The organism is Streptomyces venetus, from assembly GCF_039540295.1.
In the GTDB taxonomy this organism is placed as follows: domain Bacteria; phylum Actinomycetota; class Actinomycetes; order Streptomycetales; family Streptomycetaceae; genus Streptomyces; species Streptomyces venetus.
In genome coordinates, this window is sequence record NZ_BAABET010000003.1 from 91,721 (window position 1) to 110,925 (window position 19,205).

Consider the following 19,205-nt stretch of genomic DNA (forward strand, 5'->3'; position numbering starts at 1 on the left):
CCGTCCCCGAGAAGATGTGAGTTGCCCCATGGCGGATGAGAAGAAGCTGGCCGACTACCTGAAATGGGTCACGGCCGACCTGCGGAAGGCACGCAGCCGCATCGCCGAGCTGGAGTCCGGACGGCTGGAGCCGGTCGCGATCGTCGGCATGGCCTGCCGCTACCCCGGCGGGGTGGCCTCGGCCGACGATCTGTGGCGACTGGTCCGTGAGGGCCGGGACGCCGTCTCGGAGTTCCCTTCCGACCGGGGCTGGGACCTGGAGGGGCTGTACGACGCCGACCCGGACACGCCCGGCACGTCGTACACCCGCGAGGGCGGGTTCCTGGACGGCGCGGCCGACTTCGACGCCGCGTTCTTCGGGATCTCGCCGCGTGAGGCGCTGTCGATGGACCCGCAGCAGCGGGTGCTGCTGGAGACCGCCTGGGAGACCTTCGAGCAGGCCGGCATCGACCCGACGGGGCTGACGACGTCCAACGTGGGGGTCTTCGTCGGCGCGGTGGACCAGACCTACCTCGGTCTGGAGGGGCCCGAGGAGTTCGAGGGCTATCTGATGACCGGCAAGCTCAGCAGTGTGGTCTCCGGCCGGGTCTCGTACTCCTTCGGGTTCGAGGGGCCCGCCGTCACGGTGGACACGGCGTGCTCGTCGTCGCTGGTCGCGCTGCATCTCGCGGCGCAGTCCGTGCGCAGCGGGGAGTCGGCGCTCGCCCTGGCGGGCGGGGTGACGATCAGTGGTACGCCGGGCGGGTTCGTCGACTTCTCCAGGCAGCGGGGCCTCGCCGCCGACGGCCGGTGCAAGTCGTTCGCGGCCGCCGCCGACGGGACCAGCTGGTCGGAGGGCGTGGGACTGCTCCTCGTGGAACGGCTCTCCGACGCCGTACGCAACGGGCATCGCGTCCTGGCCGTGCTGCGGGCCACCGCCGTCAACCAGGACGGCGCCTCCAACGGCCTCACCGCGCCCAGCGGCCCCTCCCAGGAGCGGGTCATCCGCCGGGCGCTCGCCGAGGGGCGGCTGGACGCGGCCGACGTGGACGCGGTCGAGGCGCACGGCACCGGCACCCGGCTGGGCGACCCCATCGAGGCTCAGGCGCTGCTGGGCACGTACGGCACCGCCCACCCGGCGGAGCGCCCGCTGTACCTGGGGTCGCTGAAGTCCAACATCGGGCACGCGGTCGCCGCGGCCGGGGTGGGCGGCGTCATCAAGATGGTCCAGGCGATACGGCACGGGGTGCTGCCCAGGACCCTGCACGTCGACCGGCCGACACCGCTGGTCGACTGGTCCGACGGCGCGGTGGAACTGCTGACCGAGGAGCGCCCCTGGCCGCGGACGGGCCGCCCGCGCCGCGCCGCCGTCTCCGCGTTCGGGGTGAGCGGCACCAACGCCCACGTGATCATCGAGCAGGCCCCCGAGCCGACGGAGGCACCGGCGGACACCGCGCCGGACGCCGGGCTCCCCGATCCCCCGGTCCCTCTGCCCGCCATCCCCTGGACGCTGTCCGCGCGGACGGCCGGTGCCGTGCGGGCGCAGGCTGAGCGGCTGGCCGAGTTCGTCGAGCGGCACCCTGAGGTGCCGGCCGAGGACGTGGCGCACGCACTGGCCACCGCGCGGGCCGGGCTGGAGCACCGGGCCGTCGTGGTGGGCGCCGATCGCGCCGAACTCCTCGCCGCGCTGCGCGCGTTCACGCCGGACGCGGTGGCTCCGGCCCTGCCGCGCGGCGCGGCCGGCACGGGCAAACTGGGTTTCCTGTTCACGGGGCAGGGCGCCCAGCGAGCCGCGATGGGCCTCGAACTGCACGCCGCGTTCCCGGCGTTCGGGGCTGCCTTCGACGAGGTGTGCGCGCACCTCGACCCGCTGCTGGACCGGCCGCTGCGCGAGGTGATCGCGTCGGGCGACCGGCTCGACGAGACGGGGTACGCGCAGCCCGCCCTGTTCGCCGTCGAGGTGGCGCTGTTCCGGCTGTTCGCGTCCTGGGGCGTACGGCCCGATCTGCTCGCCGGGCACTCGATCGGCGAGCTGGCCGCCGCGCATGTGGCGGGTGTCCTCAGCCTCGCGGACGCGGCGGCCGTGGTGGCCGCCCGGGGCCGGCTGATGCAGGCCCTGCCGAGGGGCGGGGCGATGGTGGCGCTTCAGGCCACGGCCGACGAGGTCGAGCCGCTCCTCGCCGGGGCCGGCGGGCGCGTGGGCGTCGCGGCGCTCAACGGCCCGTCGTCCACGGTGGTGTCGGGCGACGAGGAAGCGGTCGCCGGGATCACGTCCACGGTCCGCTCCTGGGGCCGCGCGACCAAGCGGCTGGTGGTCAGCCACGCGTTCCACTCCCCCCTGATGGAGCCGATGCTGGAGGAGTTCGGCCGGGTCGTGCGGGGCGTGTCGCTGAACGCCCCGGAGATCCCCCTGGTGTCCACGGTCACCGGCCGCGTCGCCACCGAGGCGGAACTGCGTTCGCCCGACTACTGGATCCAGCAGGTACGGCAGCCGGTCCGCTTCGTGGACGCGGTCCGCACCCTCGCCGAGGGGCAGGTGACCACCACCCTGGAGCTGGGCCCGGCCGGGGTGCTCACGGCGATGGTCGACGACTGTGTGTCCGGCGTCGGTGCCGTGACCGCCGTGGCCGCCGTACGGTCCGGTCTGTCCGAGCCCATGGCCGCGGTGGCGGCGCTCGGGCGGCTGTGGAGCGCGGGCGTGACGGTGGACTGGCCGGCCTTCTTCGCCCCGGCCGGGCCCCGGAAGCGGGTGGACCTGCCGAGCTACGCGTTCCAGCGCAAGCGGTACTGGCTGGAGTCCGGCCCCACCGAGGCGTCCGGGCGCTCCGGCGGCGCGGCCGGTCATCCGCTCGTGGACGCGGCGGTCGAGATCGCCGGCCGTGACGAACTGGTCCTCACGGCCCGGCTCACGGCCCGTTCGGCCCCCTGGCTCGCCGGGCACACCCGGCACGGCGAGGTCGTGCTGCCCGTCTCCGCGCTGCTGGACGTGGTGGTCCGCGCGGCCGACGAGGTCGGCTGCACGATCGTGGACGAGCTGACCGTACGCCGCCCGATCGTCCTCCCCGAACGCTCCCGGGTCCGTGTCCAGTTGACGGTCGGCGCGCCGGACGCCACGGGCACCCGCGCCTTCAGCGTCCACACGGGCGCCGACGAGGACCACCCGGCGTGGACCGTCGCCGCCTCGGGGACCCTGAGCCCCGCCGGCCGGGAATCCCCGTTCGAGCTGGGGGCGTGGCCGCCGGCGGGCGCACAGGCCCTGGACGTGGCCGGCGGGCAGCGGGCGGCGTACCCGGGTGTCTCGGCGGTCTGGCACCGCGACGGGGAGCTGTTCGCCGAGGTGGCACTGGACGAGGACACCGACGTCACCGGGTACGGGCTGCACCCGGCGCTGCTGGAGGCCGCCCTGCACGGCACGCTGCGCGCGGCCGGGCAGGGTGGGGTCGTCGCGGAGCTGCGCGGGGCCCGGCTGCACGCGGTCGGCGCCGGCGCGCTGCGGGTGCGGCTGACTCCCGGGGCCGAGGGCAGCTGGGCGGTACGGCTCGCCGACCCGGCCGGGCGGCCGGTCGCGTCGGTCGCCTCGGCCGTGACCCGCCCGGCCGACGCGGCCGAGGTCGCCGTGGCCCGGTCGCGGCCGCTGGACTCGCTGTTCCGGGTCGCCTGGAACCCGGTCGTTCCCCAGGGCCGGGACTGCGCCGCGCTGGCCGTGCTGGAAACGGGCAGCGGGGACCTCGGGTTCGAGGACGTCCGCAGGTTCGCCGATGTGGACGCGGCCCTGGACTCGCCGGCCCCGTTCGACGCGCTGCTCGCCCCGTTCGTGTTCGCGCCGGGCGGCGACGAGGCGGCGCGGGCGCGGGAGGCGACCCGGCGGGCACTGGCTCTCGTCCAGTCGTGGCCGTCGGACGAGCGGTCCGCCGACACCCCGCTGGTCGTGGTGACCCGGGGCGCGGTCGCCACCGGCCGGGGTGCCGGCCGGTGGGCCGGGGTGTCCGACCTGGCCGCCGCCCCGGTGTGGGGTCTGCTGCGCTCGGCCCAGTCGGAGATGCCCGGCCGGATCGTGCTGGTCGACCTGGACGACGACCCGGCGTCGGCCAAGGCCCTGCCCTCGATCGTCGCCTCCGGCGAACCCCAGGTCGCGGTGCGCGGCGGCACGGTGCTGGTCCCGCGTGTGACCCGCCTGGCACCGGCCGACGACGAGCCGGCGCCCACGCCCTGGCGGCGCGACGGCACGGTCCTGATCACCGGCGGTACGGGCGCGCTGGGCGCCCTCTTCGCGCGGCACCTCGTCCGGGAGCACGGGGTCTCCCGGCTGCTGCTGGTCAGCCGCAGCGGGCCGGCCGCCCCCGGTGCGGACGAACTCGCCGACGAGCTGGCCGAGCTGGGCGCCAAGGTGATGATCACGGCGTGCGACCTGGCGGACCGGGAGGCCCTCGGCGCCCTCCTCGCGACCGTCCCGGCGGAGCACCCGCTCACCGGGGTCGTGCACACGGCCGGGGTGAACGATGACGGCCTGATCCCGGATCTGACCCCCGAACGGCTGGCGGCCGTGCTGCGCCCCAAGGTGGACGCGGCGTGGAACCTGCACGAGCTGACGCGCGGCCACGATCTGTCGGCGTTCGTGCTGTTCTCGTCGGTGGCGGGTCTCGTGGGCGGTCCCGGCCAGGCCAACTACGCCGCCGCGAACACCTTCCTCGACGCGCTCGCCGAGCACCGTGCCGCGAGCGGTCTGCCCGCGACCTCGCTGGCGTGGGGCCTCTGGGACGCGGCGGGCGGCATGGGCGGCGCCCTCAGCGAGGCCGACCTGAAGCGGATCGCCCGCACCGGTCTGCTGCCGGTGACCGAGGAGCACGGCCCGGGGCTCCTCGACACCGCGCTGCGGCTGGGCCGGCCGGCGCTCGTGGCCACACCGCTCGACGTGGCCGCCCTGCGCGCCCGCCCCGCCCAGGTCCCGGTCGTGCTCGCCGGTCTGGCGCGGACACCGGCCCGCCCGTCCGCCCGGGACGACGCCGCGGGCACGCGGTCGCTGGCGCAGCGCCTCGACGGGCTGCCGAGGGAGCGGCAGCGCGAGGTCGTGGCGGAGTTCGTGCGCGGCGAGGTCGCCCTGGTGCTCGGCCATCGCGACGCGTCCGGGATCGGCGCCGACCGGCTCTTCTCCGAGCTCGGCTTCGACTCGCTGATCTCGGTGGAACTGCGCAACCGGCTCGGCGCCGCGACGGGACTCCGCCTCTCCGCCTCCGTGGTCTTCGAGCACCCCACCCCGGCCGCGCTGACGCGGCACCTGTGCGCCGAACTGCTCACGGGCGCCCCCGAAGCGGCTCCCGCCACCGCCGTCGTGGACTTCGCCGCGGAGGTGCGGCTCGACGACGACGTGCGGCCGGCCGACGAGATCAGCCGGGTCTGCGTCGACCCCCGCGAGATCCTGCTGACCGGCGCCACCGGATTCCTCGGGGCGTTCCTCCTGCGCGACCTGATGCGCTCGACGCGGGCCCGTGTGCACTGCCTGGTGCGTGGCGCCGACCGGGCCGAAGCCGAACAGCGGCTGCGGGCGAACCTGGAGTGGTACGGCGTCCTCGACGAGGTGGACGCGGACCGGATCTCGGTGGTCGTCGGCGACCTCTCCGCGCCCCGGCTGGGGCTGACGGAGGAGCGGTTCGACGATCTGGCGCGCTTCGTCGACGTCGTCTACCACGCGGGCGCCACGGTGAGCTGGCTGCGGCCGTACACCGAGCTGCGGCGGTCCAACGTGGACGGGACGCGGGAGGTCCTGCGGCTGGCCGCCCGGCATCGCACCGTGCCCGTGCACCACGTCTCGACGAGCGGTGTCTTCCCGGCGCCGGCGCCCGGCGCCGAGGGCGTCCCGGCGAAGGTGACCGACCCGACCGGCCCCGCCGAGGAGCTGTGGAACGGGTATCTGCAGAGCAAGTGGGTCGCCGAGCAGGTCATCGGGATCGCGCGGGAGCGCGGGCTGCCGGTCTCGGTGTACCGGGTGGACGTGGTCTGCGGCGACCAGCGGGCCGGTGCCTGCCAGACGAAGGACTTCGTCTGGCTGAGCCTGAAGGGCCTGCTCCAGGCGGGCGCGGTGCCGGACCGGCTCGCCGGGTCCTTCCACATGGTGCCGGTGGACTACGTCAGCGCGACGATCACCACCCTCGCGACGCGGGAGGAGGCCGCGGGCGGCACGTTCCACCTGTTCAACGAGCAGGACCAGGCCTTCGCCGACTTCGTCGGCCATCTCCGGTCCTACGGCTACGCGTTGCCGGTCCTGGACTGGGACAGCTGGCGGGAGCGGGTCCGGGCCGACCGCGACAACGCGCTCGTGCCGCTGCTGGACGCCTTCGAGGCCCTCATGGCGGGCGACGGCCGCGCGACCTACCCGCCGCTGGACGTGTCGGAGACGGAGCGAGCGCTGGCCGGCACCGGCGTCGAGTGCCCGGAGATCGGGCGCGAACTGTTCGAGAAGTACGTGGGGTTCTTCGAGCGCGCCGGTTACTTCCCGAAGGCCGGCGCCCACCTGGTGCCGGCGGTCGGCGCATGAGCCGCGCCCCCCTTCGCGCGGCTTCGGATTTCTACACAGTGAGGAGCGACAACCGTGGGGACAGCTGAGCGGAGCCGCGCGATCGTGCTGGGCGCGAGCATGGCCGGGCTGCTGGCGGCGTGTGTGCTGGCGGACGCCTACGACGAGGTCGTCGTGGTGGACCGGGACGAGCTGAGGGACGACGACCTGCCGCGCAAGGGCGTGCCGCAGGGCAACCACGTCCACGCCCTGCTGGCGCGTGGCCGGCACATCATCGAGGAGCTGCTGCCCGGCATCACCGACGAGCTGGTCTCCACCGGCGCGGTGACCGGTGACGTCACCGGGAACGTGCGCTGGGTCATGGAGGGGCGGCGGATGCCGCAGCCCCACTCGGACATGCTGCTGCTGTCGATGAGCCGGCCGCACCTGGAGCAGCGGGTACGGGCCCGGGTGCGGGCGTTGCCGAACGTGTCGTTCCTGCACCGGCACGACATCACCGGGCTGCTGACGTCGGACGACCGGCGGACGGTGGCCGGGGTGTCGGTGGTGGAGGACGGCCGGTCGCGCGAGCTGGCCGCGGACCTGGTGGTGGACGCCACCGGGCGGCGCTCGCGCACCCCGGCGTGGCTGGCGGAGCTGGGGTTCCCGGAGGTGGAGGAGGTCGAGCAGCGGATCGGGGTCGGTTACGCCACGCAGTACTTCCGGCTGCCGCCCGAGTCGATGGGCGACGACATCTCCATCGACGTGGTGGCCACGCCGGAGACCGGGCGCGGCGCGATCTGCGCCCGCATCGAGGGCGGCCGCACGGTGGTGACGGCGTACGGCTTCCTCGGCGACTACCCGCCCCACGGCTCGGAAGGGTTCCTCGCGTTCCTGAAGTCACTGTCGGGGACGGACATCTACGACACCGTGAAGGACCACGAGCCGCTGGGCGACCCGGTGGCGTACCGCTTCCCGGCGAACCTGCGCCGCCGCTACGAGCTGATGACCTCGTTCCCGGTCGGGCTGCTCGTCCTCGGCGACGCGGTGTGCAGCTTCAACCCGGTGTACGGGCAGGGCATGACGGTCGCCGCCCTCGGTGCCATGGTGCTCCGCGACCATGTGTCCCGGCCGGGCGTGCCGCGTGCCGAGGAGTACTTCGCCGAGCTCGCGGAGGGGGCGGTGGACGCGGTGTGGTCGATGACGACCGGCGCCGATCTCGCCTTCCCGGGCGTCGAGGGCGAGCGCACCGAGGAGTGGCACCAGGAGCAGTCGTACGTCGGACAGCTCCTGGAGGCGGCCACCCGCGACCACTCGCTGCTGACCGCGTACGCCCGTGTGGTCTTCCTGGTCGACCCGCCGGAAGCGCTCGTCGCCCCGGAGATCCAGGCGGCCGTCCGCGCGGCGTCCCCGGATGCCCCCCTGGCGGCCGAGCCCCGCTGACCCTTCGCCTCCGGCCTTCCCCGGCCTTTCGCGAACTTCCCCGACGGCTTTCTCTGTGACGGCTTCTCTCTGATGGCAGGTGACATGAACGACACTCCCGTTCTGGTGCTCGGCGGTACAGGCAAGACGGGCCGCCGCGTCGCGCGGCAGCTCGCCGAGCGCGGGCGTACGGCCAGGGTGGCGTCCCGCTCGGGCCCCCAGCGGTTCGACTGGCGGGACAAGGAGACATGGGCGGCGGCCGTCGAGGGCGTCGAGGCGGTCTACGTGGTGGACGAGCAGGGGCCCCACGCGGCGGAACTCCTCGCCGACTTCGCCGCGTTCGCCACCCGGCGGGGCGTCGGGCGGCTGGTGTTCCTGTCCGCCCGGACGCTCGAGCAGTGGGCGCACGACGAGGACCGGTTCGCCGCCGAGCGGGCGGTGCGGGAGTCGGGGGCTCAGTGGACGATCCTGCGGCCCACCTGGTTCTCGCAGAACTTCAGCGAGGACCGGCTGCTGGCGCCGGACGTCGCCGCCGGCGAGGTGATCCTGCCGGACGGTCAGGGCGTGGAGCCGTTCATCGACGCCGAGGACATCGCGGCCGTCGCCGTGGCCGCGCTCACCGAGGAGGGGCACGCGGGCGAGCTGTACGTCCTGTCGGGGCCGCGGCTGATGACGTTCGGCGAGTGCGTCGACCTGATCGCCGAGGCGGCGGGCCGGAAGATCCGCCCGGTCGTGGTGGACCGCGAGGAATACGCCCGGCATCTGGTCGGGCGAGGCTACCCACGGGATTTCGCGGATTTCATGAACGAGCTCTTCGACACCATTCGTGACGGCCGGACGGCTTATCTCTCCGACGGTGTGCGGCGCGCTCTCGGCCGGGAGCCGCGCGACTTCCGCGAGTACGCGGCCGAGACGGATTGGAGCGCGGTCTCGAAACAGTAACCGCCGATACTCCACCGCTGGTCAGGGGCGGTTACCGGGGTAAGGCCCGGTCGTTCCGGGCGGCCAGTAGCGTTCACGGAGTCGAAATGCGCGGCGCGATGCCCAATCCGCCCGATGTCCATCTGTCAACTCTCGTCCGACTCCCCAGCGAGGGAGTGAATGGAGCGGCTCATCCATGGCCAGCGGAAAGTACGACAAGTATTTGTCGAGAGACATCGAGACGCATCAGGAGATGTTCGGCGAGGCGTTCAACTCCGGTGACGCGGACGCCGTCAACTCCATGTACACCGAGGACGCCGTCGGTGTCTGGGACCCGGGTGTGCCGCTGGCGGGCCAAGCCCGCCGGGACCGGGTCAAGGAGTTCATGTCCTACGGCCCGAGCGTGGACGCGAAGGTGCTCCAGACCCTCGTGACCGGTGACACGGCGATGCTCATCGTCGAGTGGTCGATGGAGACCAAGGACGCCGACGGCAATCCGGAGCACCTGGAGGGTGTCGCGGTGGACGTCCTCCAGCGCGGCGAGGACGGCAACTGGCGTTACCTCATCGACAACCCCTACGGCGTCAGCGGCCCCCGCAGCGCCGAGGAGGCCGCCGGAGCGTAGCCCCCGCGGGGCCCGGGCGCGATGGGCGTCCGGGCCCCCGTGGGTTCAACGGCCCCGTGGGTTCAACGGCGCCCGTCGGCGAGGACGTTGCGGCGGGCCGGGGCTCCGCCGAAGGAATGGCGGTAGTCCGTGGGCGTCACCCCGACGTGGAGGGTGAAGTGGCGGCGCAGATTGGCCGCCGTGCCCAGGCCGCTGAACTCGCTGACCCGCTCGATCGGCAGGTCGGTGGTCTCCAGCAGGGTCTGCGCGTGCGCGAGGCGCTGGTTGAGCAGCCACTTGAGCGGGGTCATCCCGGTCGCGGCCTGGAGGCGCCGGAAGAAGGTCCGGGTGCTCATCCCGGCCTGCTTGGCCATGCCGTCGACGGTGAGGGGCTGGTCGAGGTGGCGGGCGGCCCAGTCCATGACGGGGGCGAGGCTGTCGTCGTCGGTGACCGGGACGGAGAGGTCCACGAACTGGCTCTGCCCGCCGGGCCGGTGCCCGGAGACCACCAGCCGGCGGGCGAGCTGATTGGCGACATGGGCGCCGAGGTCGTGGCGCACGATGTGCAGGCACAGGTCGAGTCCGGCCGTCATGCCGGCGCTGGTCAGCACCCGGCCCTCGTCCACGTAGAGGACCGAGTCGTCGACCTCCACCTCGGGGTAACGCTTGGCCAGGTCGGCCGTGTTCAGCCAGTGCGCGGCGGCCCGGCGGCCGTTCAGGAGACCGGCCTCCGCGAGTGCGAACGCCCCGGTGCACAGGGACACCACGCGGGCGCCGGCGTCGTAGGCGCGGCGCAGCGCGTCGACGAACTCGGCCGGCAGGGAGGCCCCCTGGTTGACGACGGCGTCCGGCACCGACGGCACGATCACCGTGTCGGCGGTGACGAGGTCCTCGACGCCGTGGCTGGTGCGGACGGAGAACCCCCGTGCCGGGCCGGCGGCGGAGGGCGGGGTCACCGAGCACACCCGCAGGTCGTACCAGGGGTCGGCGAGGTCCGGCTGGGGATCGCCGAAGACCGCGTAGGCGATGGCCGTCTCGTAGATCTCGCACACCTGCATGTCCGTGTCATTGACCAGAGCGATGGCGACCGACCCAGGATTCATACCGCCAAGCCTACGGCAGGAATTTTGCGAAGGTCGGCACTTCTGCCACTGTCCGTCGCCCGCACCGCGGTGCGAGGGTTGCGAGCAGCGGGTTGGCCATCGCCGAGATGCAAACCATGCAAACCACAGTGTGAATCGAAACGGGAGTACGCAATGTCGAACACCAACGCAGCCCAAGCTCCGGTGTCGGTCATCGGCCTGGGCCTGATGGGCCAGGCATTAGCCGCTGCTTTCCTCAAGGCGGGGCACCCCACCACCGTATGGAACCGCACGGCCGCCAAGGCCGATCAGCTCGTCTCCGACGGCGCCACCCGCGCCGGTTCGGTCGCGGACGCGATCGCCGCGAGTCCGCTGGTCGTCGTCTGCGTCACGGACTACACCGCCGTGCGCGAGCTGCTCGACCCGCTGGCCGGCTCGCTCAAGGGCAAGGTCGTGGTGAACCTGACCACGGGCACCTCCACGCAGGCCCGTGAGACCGCCGAGTGGGCGGCGGGCGTGGAGACCACCTACCTCGACGGCGCCATCATGGCGATCCCGCCGGACATCGCCACCGACGCCGCCGTCCTGCTGTACAGCGGCCCGAAGGCCGCCTTCGACGAACACGAGGCGACGCTGAGCGCGCTGGGCGCCGCGGGCACCACCTACCTGGACACCGACCACGGACTGTCCGCCCTCTACGACATGTCGCTGCTGGGCATCATGTGGGGTGTCCTCAACGGCTTCCTCCAGGGCGCCGCCCTGCTGGGCACCGCCAAGGTGAAGGCCACCACCTTCGCCCCGCTGGCCAACACCATGATCAACGTGATCACCGAGTACGTGACCACGTACGCCCCGCAGATCGACGAGGGCAAGTACCCGGCCGGCGACGCCACCATGACGGTCCACCAGGACGCGATGGCGCACCTCGCCGAGGAGAGCGAGACCCTCGGCATCAGCGCCGAACTGCCCCGCTTCTTCAAGGCGCTCGCCGACCGCGCGGTGGCCGACGGCCACGCCGACAGCGGCTACGCGGCAATGATCGAGCAGTTCCGCAAGCCCTCCGCCTGACGGACGCGTTCCACCCGGCCTCCGGGGTACGGCCCACCAGCCGTGCCCCGGAGGCTTTTTGCATTCCAGCTGCATGCAATTCTCACATTTCAATCCCCGACCATCCCCCTGCGGTCCGCCAAACGGAATTACCCGTGGAAGACCGAAAATCGCCGCTGCTCGACTACGTTTGGCAGCGTTTTCCGGACACAGTCCGAGGATCCGGGGGAGTGCCCGGCATTCATGCCGGCGACACATCGAGGAGAAACGTGAGTACACCCAACGAGCACGGCGCGATATCGGCCAACGAGAACACGGCGTCCGGTTCCGGCCGGACCGCGTCACGGCTGCCGCGGCGCGCCCTGCTGAAAGCGGCCGGAGCCACCACGCTCGTCACCGCCACGGGTGCGGCCGTCACGCGGCCGGCCGCGGCGGCGGAGCTGAAGGAGGACTTCGACGTCATCGTCGTCGGCGCCGGCCTCGCCGGTGTCACCGCCGCGCGCGAACTGAAGGCCCAGGGCAAGCGAGTCCTCCTGCTGGAGGCGCGGGGCCGCATCGGGGGGCGGACCTGGACCGACACCTACCGGGGGCACCAGATCGAGCGCGGCGGCGCCTGGGTCGACCCGCTCCAGCCGTACGTGTGGCGGGAGCTGACCCGCTACAAGGTCCCGATCGTCGCCGACGCGGGTGTCGAGCGAAGCATCCTGCCCACCCTCGACGGGTTCCAGGAGTACGACCCGGCCGAGGCGTACGCCCGCCAGAAGGAGCTGTTCACCCCGTTCTTCGAGGACGGCAACCGGGAGTACTTCGAGCGCCCCTACGAGCCGCTCTACCGCGAGGACCTGGTGCGCAAGCACGACGGGTTCTCGCTGCGCGACCGGCTCGACCAGCTGAAGTACGCCCCTGAGGAAGAGATCCGGCTCACCAGCACGACCTCGCTGTACGGCGGCTCCAGCAAGCGCGGCGCGCTGACCCACCTCACCCAGTGGTGGGCGCTGTCCGGGTGGAACTTCGACGGCTTCCACGGCGTCAACACCTACCGTCCGAAGGACGGCACGATCTCCCTGCTCAAGGCCATCCTGGCGGAGGCGGCGCCCACGCTGCGCCTGAACTCCCCGGTGGCCTCGGTCGAGCAGGACGGCGCCCGGGTCCGCGTCGTCACCCGCGCCGGGGAGCAGTTCGTCGCCCCCGAGGTCATCATGGCCGTACCGGTCAACGTGTGGAAGACGATCAAGTTCACCCCGGGGCTGCCGGAGGCGCACCGCACGGCCTCCGCCGCGGGAATCGGCGTGCCGCACGAGAAGAAGCTCTGGCTGGACCTGAAGCAGCCCGCCGACCGCTTCGTCGCCGAGGCCCCGGAGGGGCACCCGATCTGCATCATGGGCCGCTTCGACGTGGGCCAGCCGGTGGTGGCCTTCAGTGTGAAGGACACCTTCGACGTACGGGACGCCAAGCAGGTCGAGGCGGCGGTGAAGGACATCCTCCCGGACGCGAAACTGGTCGGCTACACCGCCCACGACTGGCACACGGACGAGTTCGCGCTGGGCGTCGGCGCCTTCCGTCAGCCGTTCCAGCTGACCCGGCTGCACCGCGCCATCCAGCAGCCGCACGGCCGCGTCAAGTTCGCCGGCGGCGACATCGCCGACGGCTGGAGCGGCTACATGGACGGCGCCGTCGAGTCGGGCATCCGTGTCGCCGGCGGCAAGCTCCTGACCACCGCCGAGATCCAGCGCCTGACGAGCGCGGCGGCCCTGCGGGCCCCGCAGGTCGACCGCCGGCTGTACCGCTCGATGTCGGCGTTCTGAGCCGCACTCCCGGCCCGGTCTCCCCCTGATCTTCCGACGGTCTACGGACGGTCTCCGGACATCGGCGCCGTACCACCGACAGCGGACTTCGGTCCGCTGTCGGTTTCAGATCTCTCACGCATTCCTTTTATGCCCGCGGAATTCACCGTGGGCCGAGAAACGCGAGGATAAGGTCAGGACCATGAGCATAACTTCGGATACTCTCGCAAAGGATCCGGCGGAGTCGTTGTTCGCCTGGTTCCGTTCGATGCTCGACACCCAGCCGGTGTACCGGGACCCGGAAAAGGGATGGCAGGTGTTCGGTTACTCCGACATCTCCCGGATCCTCGCCGACACGACCACCTTCTCCTCGGACACCGCCCGCGCGTTCAATCCGCCGCAGCCCGATCTCGACTTCTTCGACATGGGCAATCTGGTGACGACGGACCCGCCCCGGCACCGTCAGCTCCGCTCGGTGATCAGCTCCGTGTTCACCGCACGGGCCGTGACCGGACTGACGCCCCGGATCGAGAAGATCACCAACGCCCTGCTCGACGGGGTGGAGGGCGCCGACCGCTTCGACCTGATCGACTCACTGGCCTACGCCCTGCCCATCAACGTGATCCTGGAACTGCTGGGCCTGCCGGTCGAGGACGAGCCGCTGTTCCGGGTGTGGGGCGAGGCCCTCGGCACCGTGGACGCCGCGACCGTCCCCCCGGAGCAGCTGGAGAACGAAGTCGCCCCGGCGGTGCGGGAGATGAACGCCTATCTGCTGGAGCACGTACGGCGGCTGCGCAAGAACCCGACCGACGACGTGCTCAGCAGGCTCGCGGGCGCCAAGGTCGACGGCACGTACCTGGACGACGGTGAGATCGTCGGGGTGACCGGTCTGACCATGTTCGCCGGGCACGCCACCACGATGGCCCTCATCGGCAACGCCGTCCTCCTCTTCGACCAGCACCCGGAGGTCGCGCGCGCGGTGCGCGCGGACCGCTCGCTGCTGCCGGGCGCGCTGGAGGAAGTGCTGCGGCTGCGGCCGCCGTTCCCGAGGCTGGCCCGGATCACCACCGCCGACACCGAGCTGGGCGGTCACACGATCGCCGCCGGGTCGCTGGTGACGCCGTGGATCGGGGCCGCGAACCGGGACGGCTCCCGGTTCCCCGACCCCGACCGGTTCGACATCCACCGCACCACCAGCCACCTGGTGTTCGGGCAGGGCATCCACTTCTGCCTCGGCGCGCCGCTGGCCCGACTCGAGGCGAAGATCGCCCTGAACATCCTGATGGACCGTTACCGGGACATCGCGGTGGACGAGACCGGCTCCCTGGAGTTCGAGAACCCCAGGCAGCTGATCTCGCCCACTCGGCTACCGATACGGGTGTCCGGCTGACCTCGGCAGGCACAGGTCCGGCGCGGCGGTGTGCGCACCGCCCGCGCCGGGGCCGCACCGCTCGTCCCTGAGCGAGGCCGAGCCGGACGCCAGGATGCGGCGCAACTGGGCGCGACGGGCGCCCGGATCGTCACCCGCCCCCTCCAGCAGCGCCTCCAGCAGTCCCCCGGCGGAGGTGTTCAGACCGCCGGCCGTGGTGGACATCAGGAACTCCAGCAGCCGGTCGATGGCCGCGTCGGAGATGGGCTCCAGGGTGAGGGTGAGTCCGTGCCGGATACCACTGCCCCATTCCGGGCGCCGTTTGAGCAGCTCCGGCCGGGTGGTGGCGATCACCAGCAGCGGCAGTGAGCCCACCGACGGCGCGAGGTCCTCGACGAAGTCCACCAGGACGTCGTCGGCCCAGTGCAGGTCCTCGAAGACCACCACCAGCGGGCCCCGCCCCGCGATCTCCGCGAGCAGCTGCCGCGCCGCGGCCAGGGCGTCGCCGACCGCGACCCGGGTGCTCGCGCAGACCTCGGCGTCGAGGAGCGGGTGCAGACACGTCCGCATCCACTGCCGCTCCTCCTCGGACTCGACCAGCCGCTCGACGGTGGCGGTGAGCTTGGCCCGTGCCGTCTCGGCCGAGTCGCCCCGCAGGATCCCGCAGCAGGACGCCACCAGGTCGTACAGGACTTCCAGCGGCTCCTCGCCGATGACGGGCCGGCTGCGCACCACCAGCAGCCGTACGGCCTCCGGGTTGGCCGCGACCCGGCGCTCGAACTCCATGATGAACCGGGTCTTGCCGATGCCGGGCTCCCCCAGCACCGTCACCAGATGGGGCGTCGCCTGGTGCCGGGTGCGCTGGAGCAGGCCGCGCAGCACGTCCAGGTCGTACTCCCGGTCGATCACGGGTACGGCGTGCAGGGCGACGTACTCCTGACGGAAGCCTCCGACCTGCCAGCCGGGCGAGGAGTCGCCGCGGTGGTAGGTGACCGCGAACTCGGTGGCGCGGCGGGTGTCGTCGCAGACCCGGATCTCGCCGACGGGGGTGAGGGACAGCAGGGTGTGGCACTCGTCGAGGAGAGCGCCGTTGACCGACGGAGGGACCTCGCCGCGGTCGGGCTGGTAGCGGACGAGCGCCTCGCCGGTGGCGACCGCCGCCTGGATGGAGACCCCGCGCGCGGCGGCCGTGGCCGATCCGGCGGGGGACGCCGCGACACCGAGGCGGTCGCGGATCGTCATCGCCGCGTGCACCGCCCGTTCGGCGTCGTCCTCGCCGGTGCGGGGCACCCCGAACAGGGCGAGCCAGATCGGGCCGATCGAGGCGGCGACCGTACCGCCGAGGCACTCGACCTCCTCACGGATGACCGTGGCCGCGTTCTCGGCGGCCTCGTCGATCCGCTCCGGATCGCTGTCGCCGTCCTCCGTGCTGAGCTGGGCGCGCACGATGAGGACGCTGACGTCCTTGCGTTCGGCCACCATGGTCCGCAGCACGGGGGTGTCCACCGGCGGCAGTTCGACGGTCGGCGGCCGGGTGGCCGGCTCCTCGGGGGCCGGGCCCTGGTCGAGCCTGCGCTCGCGGGGTACGGCCACTGCGGCGGGGTTCTCCGGCGGTGCGGATACGCCGTCCGGACTGTCCGGCACCCTCTGGAGGGCCGGCTCCGCGCGGTCCCGGGGGGCGCCCGTCATGAGCAAATCGATCTGCTGCCGAACGCCTGCCGGGACCAGTGCACGGTCATGGGCGAGAATGGCCTGCTGCAATGCCTTGAGGGCATGGCCCGGTTCAAGTCCGAGCTTTTCCACCATTTCGGTGCGAGCGCTGTGGTAAACATCCAACGCGTCCGTCTGCCGCCCCGATCGGTAGAGCGCCAGCATGAGTTGCCCGAGCAGCCGCTCCCGCAGCGGATCGGTAGTGACGGTTTTCTCCAACTCGGCAATGATCCGGTGATGGTGACCGCATGCCAACTCCGCCTCGAAATAGTCCTCCAGAGCGTCCAGCCGGGCGTTCCTGACGGAAGTCAGCTCGGGCCAGTCAATTCCTGTTTCAACCAGATCCGCCAACACCGGTCCCCGCCAAAGGGCCAGTGCGTCGCGCAGCAGCAGGGAAGCCTTCTCCGGCGATCCCGCCGCCAGTTCCGCACGCCCCTTTTCGACCAGTCCACGGAAGTTGTGGAGATCCGTCCGGTCGGGCGCGACACGCAGCATGTAGCCCGGGGCCTGGCTCAGCAGCTCCACACACCCGGCGTCGCGCTCGTCCGGGGAGAGCGCCCTGCGTAGCCTCCACACGGAGTTCTGCAATATTTTCCGGGCCGACTTGGGTGCTTTACCGACCGGCCACAACGCCTCTATCAACTGACTGCTCGCCACTACCCGGTTGGTGTTCAACAACAGAAACCCGAGTGTCGCGCGCTGCCTCGTTCCGCCCAGTCCGACCAAGTGGTCGCTGCAAACGACCTCTAATGGGCCCAGCATTCGAAACCGCATCGCTTTCCCCCATTACAAGATTACTAAGTTCTTGCAAGCGATCGCCTTCGAGGTCCCCTTGCACAGGCATACCCAGGTGTCAACCGTGCCACCCCCGTGTCCCCCGTGTCCGCAAGTCGACCCGCCGAGTCGATCACGAATACCTTTCTCCAAGTGACCCACGAGCCTTGTCTTCCGGTCAAGTTTTCTCTGGAAGCGGGTCGTTTTATGGCCGAATCCAGGCGGCTCACAGGCTCCGCACAGACTGAGGCCGGTGATAAAGGCCGGCCACCCAGGTCGGTAGTGGTCCACCGACCGGGACCGATCGGGGGCCGACGGGGGCCGATCGGGGGCCGACCGGGGCGCCCTCGCGGGATCAGCTCCAGCAGCTCCGGGCCGTCGAGGAGCAGCGCGGCGGCGCCACCCAACCCGCCTGTCCGCCGGACCGGTTCGGCGTCGCCCACAGGCCGGTCCCGGCCCCTTTCCCGGGCGGCGGCCATGCCGCCGGGCGAGCCGTACGGCCGCTACGTCCACGGTCGCGGGAAGCGTCTAAACCAGACGTTCCGTTGTTGGCTCACCTCGACCAGCCCCAGGTCTCCGCACCGGGGGGATCTTCACAGCGCACGCGGCGCGGCGCCTCCGCACCTCACCAGACACTCAGGAACCTCTCGAACAGGTTCGTGCATCCACCCACATCGTCGCATCCCGACGTCACATCCCGCCCGGCATTTCTTCACCACGCCCCCTCACCTCGCGCGACCACGCCACCGCCACCGCGCCCGGCCTTCCCGCACACACGCCTCACGCCGACGAGCAGAGCAGCACACACAGCAACGGCAGCGGCTCGACGGAAGGCCGCCTCCTTCCGCCTCGGGCGTGACAGCCGAGTACCCCGCGAGTCAATCCGCCACCTGCCCTCCTGCCAAGCCGCACGGTCGCAGAATCACCCCACCCAATAACAAGAGTTTCGCGAATCTGGCTTCATGGCCACCACCCCCGACCCCGCTCCCGGCGAAGGCCCCGTCCGCCCGGTCTCCGTCTCCCTCCACGAAGGCACCATCGCCGCTCTCAAGGCGCGTACCGGCAAGCGCGGCATGTCCGCCTACGTCGAAGCCCTCATCCAGCGACAGCTGGAGCGCGACCGGCTGCGCGAACTCATCGAGGCCGCCGAAGCCGAACACGGAGCCGTCGACCAGGCCGCGGTCGAGGCCAAGCGGGCCATCCTGCGCGGTGACGCAGCCGGCTCGACGGACGCCGCGTGAGCGGCACCCTCGTCCTCGACTGCGAAGGCCTGTCCAAACTCGTACGACGCACACCCGACGGCCACAAGTACGCCGTCGGCGCGATCGTGGCCGCCACCGCGATCGCCTCGCCCTCCCCCGTGACCGTCCTGACCTCCGACCCCGAGGACCTCCTGATGCTGTGCGGCCCGGGCATCCGTGTAATCAAAATCTGACACATTGCGATGCCGGGCCAGCCAGGGCGCGATAGGCACGCCACCATGCCGGAGGGCGAAACCTCTGACCTACGCATTGCCCTGACCTGCGGTTTCCCATGGAGCCGCCTTCGGGATTCGAACCCGAGACCTACGCGTGCCGCACGACCCTGCCGGATCCTGTTTTCGCAGATCAGAGTGCGTATCACGATCCCGCTCATCGCGTCGCGTGCTGCACCGTCCAAAGGCGTCCGCGCTCCCCGTGCGCTCCCCATCCCCTGGCGAAGCGGTACACGTGCACGGACAGCCTCTCGCTCACACCATGCTGACGCGGTTTGTCTGGATTGGACAGACGGGACGGCACGCAGGATGCCGTCCCGCCGACTTCGGCGCGCACAAGGTCGCCGGATCCTTCTTCCGTTCGTCGCTGGAGTCGTATCGACCGCGCCCTGAGCGTGACGACATCCGCGATGCCGTCCGACCCTCCGGCCGGATGCCGTTCGGCCATGTGATCGCCCGGCCCTCCCGCAGGATGGCGTCCACTTCCTTCGTGAACGCCACCCGTGCGGATACCTGGACGCGGCTATGGGTCCGCCCTGTCTCCCAGAT

General features: G+C 71.8%; 11 protein-coding genes and 1 pseudogene. 9 read left to right on the top strand and 3 right to left on the bottom strand.

The features are described 5' to 3' along the window. The first annotated feature begins 28 nt into the window (after positions 1–28). The 4 genes from ABEA82_RS10230 to ABEA82_RS10245 all read left to right on the top strand — a co-directional run bounded on the left by ABEA82_RS10230 (position 29) and on the right by ABEA82_RS10245 (position 9,437). Positions 29–6,511: a type I polyketide synthase gene (locus ABEA82_RS10230; protein WP_345661079.1), complete on the top strand. Its 6,483-nt coding sequence runs from the start codon at positions 29–31 to the stop codon at positions 6,509–6,511. A 54-nt stretch (positions 6,512–6,565) separates the two neighbouring features. Further along, complete coding sequence (locus tag ABEA82_RS10235) at positions 6,566–7,912, top strand: NAD(P)/FAD-dependent oxidoreductase (RefSeq protein WP_345661080.1); 1,347 nt, start codon at positions 6,566–6,568, stop codon at positions 7,910–7,912. Positions 7,913–7,996: 84 nt separating this feature from the next. Beyond that, on the top strand, positions 7,997–8,833 hold the full coding sequence (locus tag ABEA82_RS10240; RefSeq protein ID WP_345661081.1) for an NAD(P)H-binding protein: 837 nt from the start codon (positions 7,997–7,999) through the stop codon (positions 8,831–8,833). Positions 8,834–9,008: 175 nt separating this feature from the next. After that, entirely contained in the window at positions 9,009–9,437 is a 429-nt protein-coding gene (locus ABEA82_RS10245; RefSeq protein WP_345661082.1) for a YybH family protein, read from the top strand. Positions 9,438–9,499: 62 nt separating this feature from the next. On the opposite strand, the gene ABEA82_RS10250 is transcribed toward ABEA82_RS10245, so the two are convergent. Then, positions 9,500–10,519 carry a GlxA family transcriptional regulator gene (locus ABEA82_RS10250; protein WP_345661083.1) on the bottom strand — a complete coding sequence of 340 codons (1,020 nt, stop codon included), beginning with the start codon at positions 10,517–10,519 and terminating at the stop codon, positions 9,500–9,502. Between the two features lie 153 nt (positions 10,520–10,672). On the opposite strand from ABEA82_RS10250, the gene ABEA82_RS10255 reads away from it, so the two are divergent. The 3 genes from ABEA82_RS10255 (at position 10,673) to ABEA82_RS10265 (ending at position 14,719) form a co-directional block, all read left to right on the top strand. Next, positions 10,673–11,566, top strand: coding sequence for an NAD(P)-dependent oxidoreductase (locus ABEA82_RS10255; protein ID WP_345661084.1), 894 nt, complete (start codon positions 10,673–10,675; stop codon positions 11,564–11,566). A 248-nt stretch (positions 11,567–11,814) separates the two neighbouring features. Continuing rightward, positions 11,815–13,350: a flavin monoamine oxidase family protein gene (locus tag ABEA82_RS10260; protein ID WP_345661085.1), complete on the top strand. Its 1,536-nt coding sequence runs from the start codon at positions 11,815–11,817 to the stop codon at positions 13,348–13,350. A 181-nt stretch (positions 13,351–13,531) separates the two neighbouring features. Further along, complete coding sequence (locus tag ABEA82_RS10265) at positions 13,532–14,719, top strand: cytochrome P450 (protein WP_345661086.1); 1,188 nt, start codon at positions 13,532–13,534, stop codon at positions 14,717–14,719. On the opposite strand, the gene ABEA82_RS10270 is transcribed toward ABEA82_RS10265, so the two are convergent. Next, entirely contained in the window at positions 14,696–16,387 is a 1,692-nt protein-coding gene (locus ABEA82_RS10270) for an AAA family ATPase (RefSeq protein ID WP_345661692.1), read from the bottom strand. The two genes, ABEA82_RS10265 and ABEA82_RS10270, sit on opposite strands and share 24 nt — an antisense overlap. Before the next feature lie 114 nt (positions 16,388–16,501). Further along, positions 16,502–17,182, bottom strand: a pseudogene (locus ABEA82_RS10275) (AfsR/SARP family transcriptional regulator); the annotation flags it as partial. A 962-nt stretch (positions 17,183–18,144) separates the two neighbouring features. On the opposite strand from ABEA82_RS10275, the gene ABEA82_RS10280 reads away from it, so the two are divergent. Both ABEA82_RS10280 and ABEA82_RS10285 read left to right on the top strand, forming a co-directional pair. Further along, a complete protein-coding gene (locus ABEA82_RS10280) occupies positions 18,145–18,423 on the top strand; it encodes a hypothetical protein (RefSeq protein ID WP_345661087.1) in 279 nt (92 codons plus the stop codon). Beyond that, positions 18,420–18,617, top strand: a complete 198-nt coding sequence (locus ABEA82_RS10285) for a hypothetical protein (protein WP_345661088.1) — start codon at positions 18,420–18,422, stop codon at positions 18,615–18,617. Before ABEA82_RS10280 ends, ABEA82_RS10285 begins: the two co-directional genes overlap by 4 nt. Positions 18,618–19,205 lie beyond the last annotated feature (588 nt).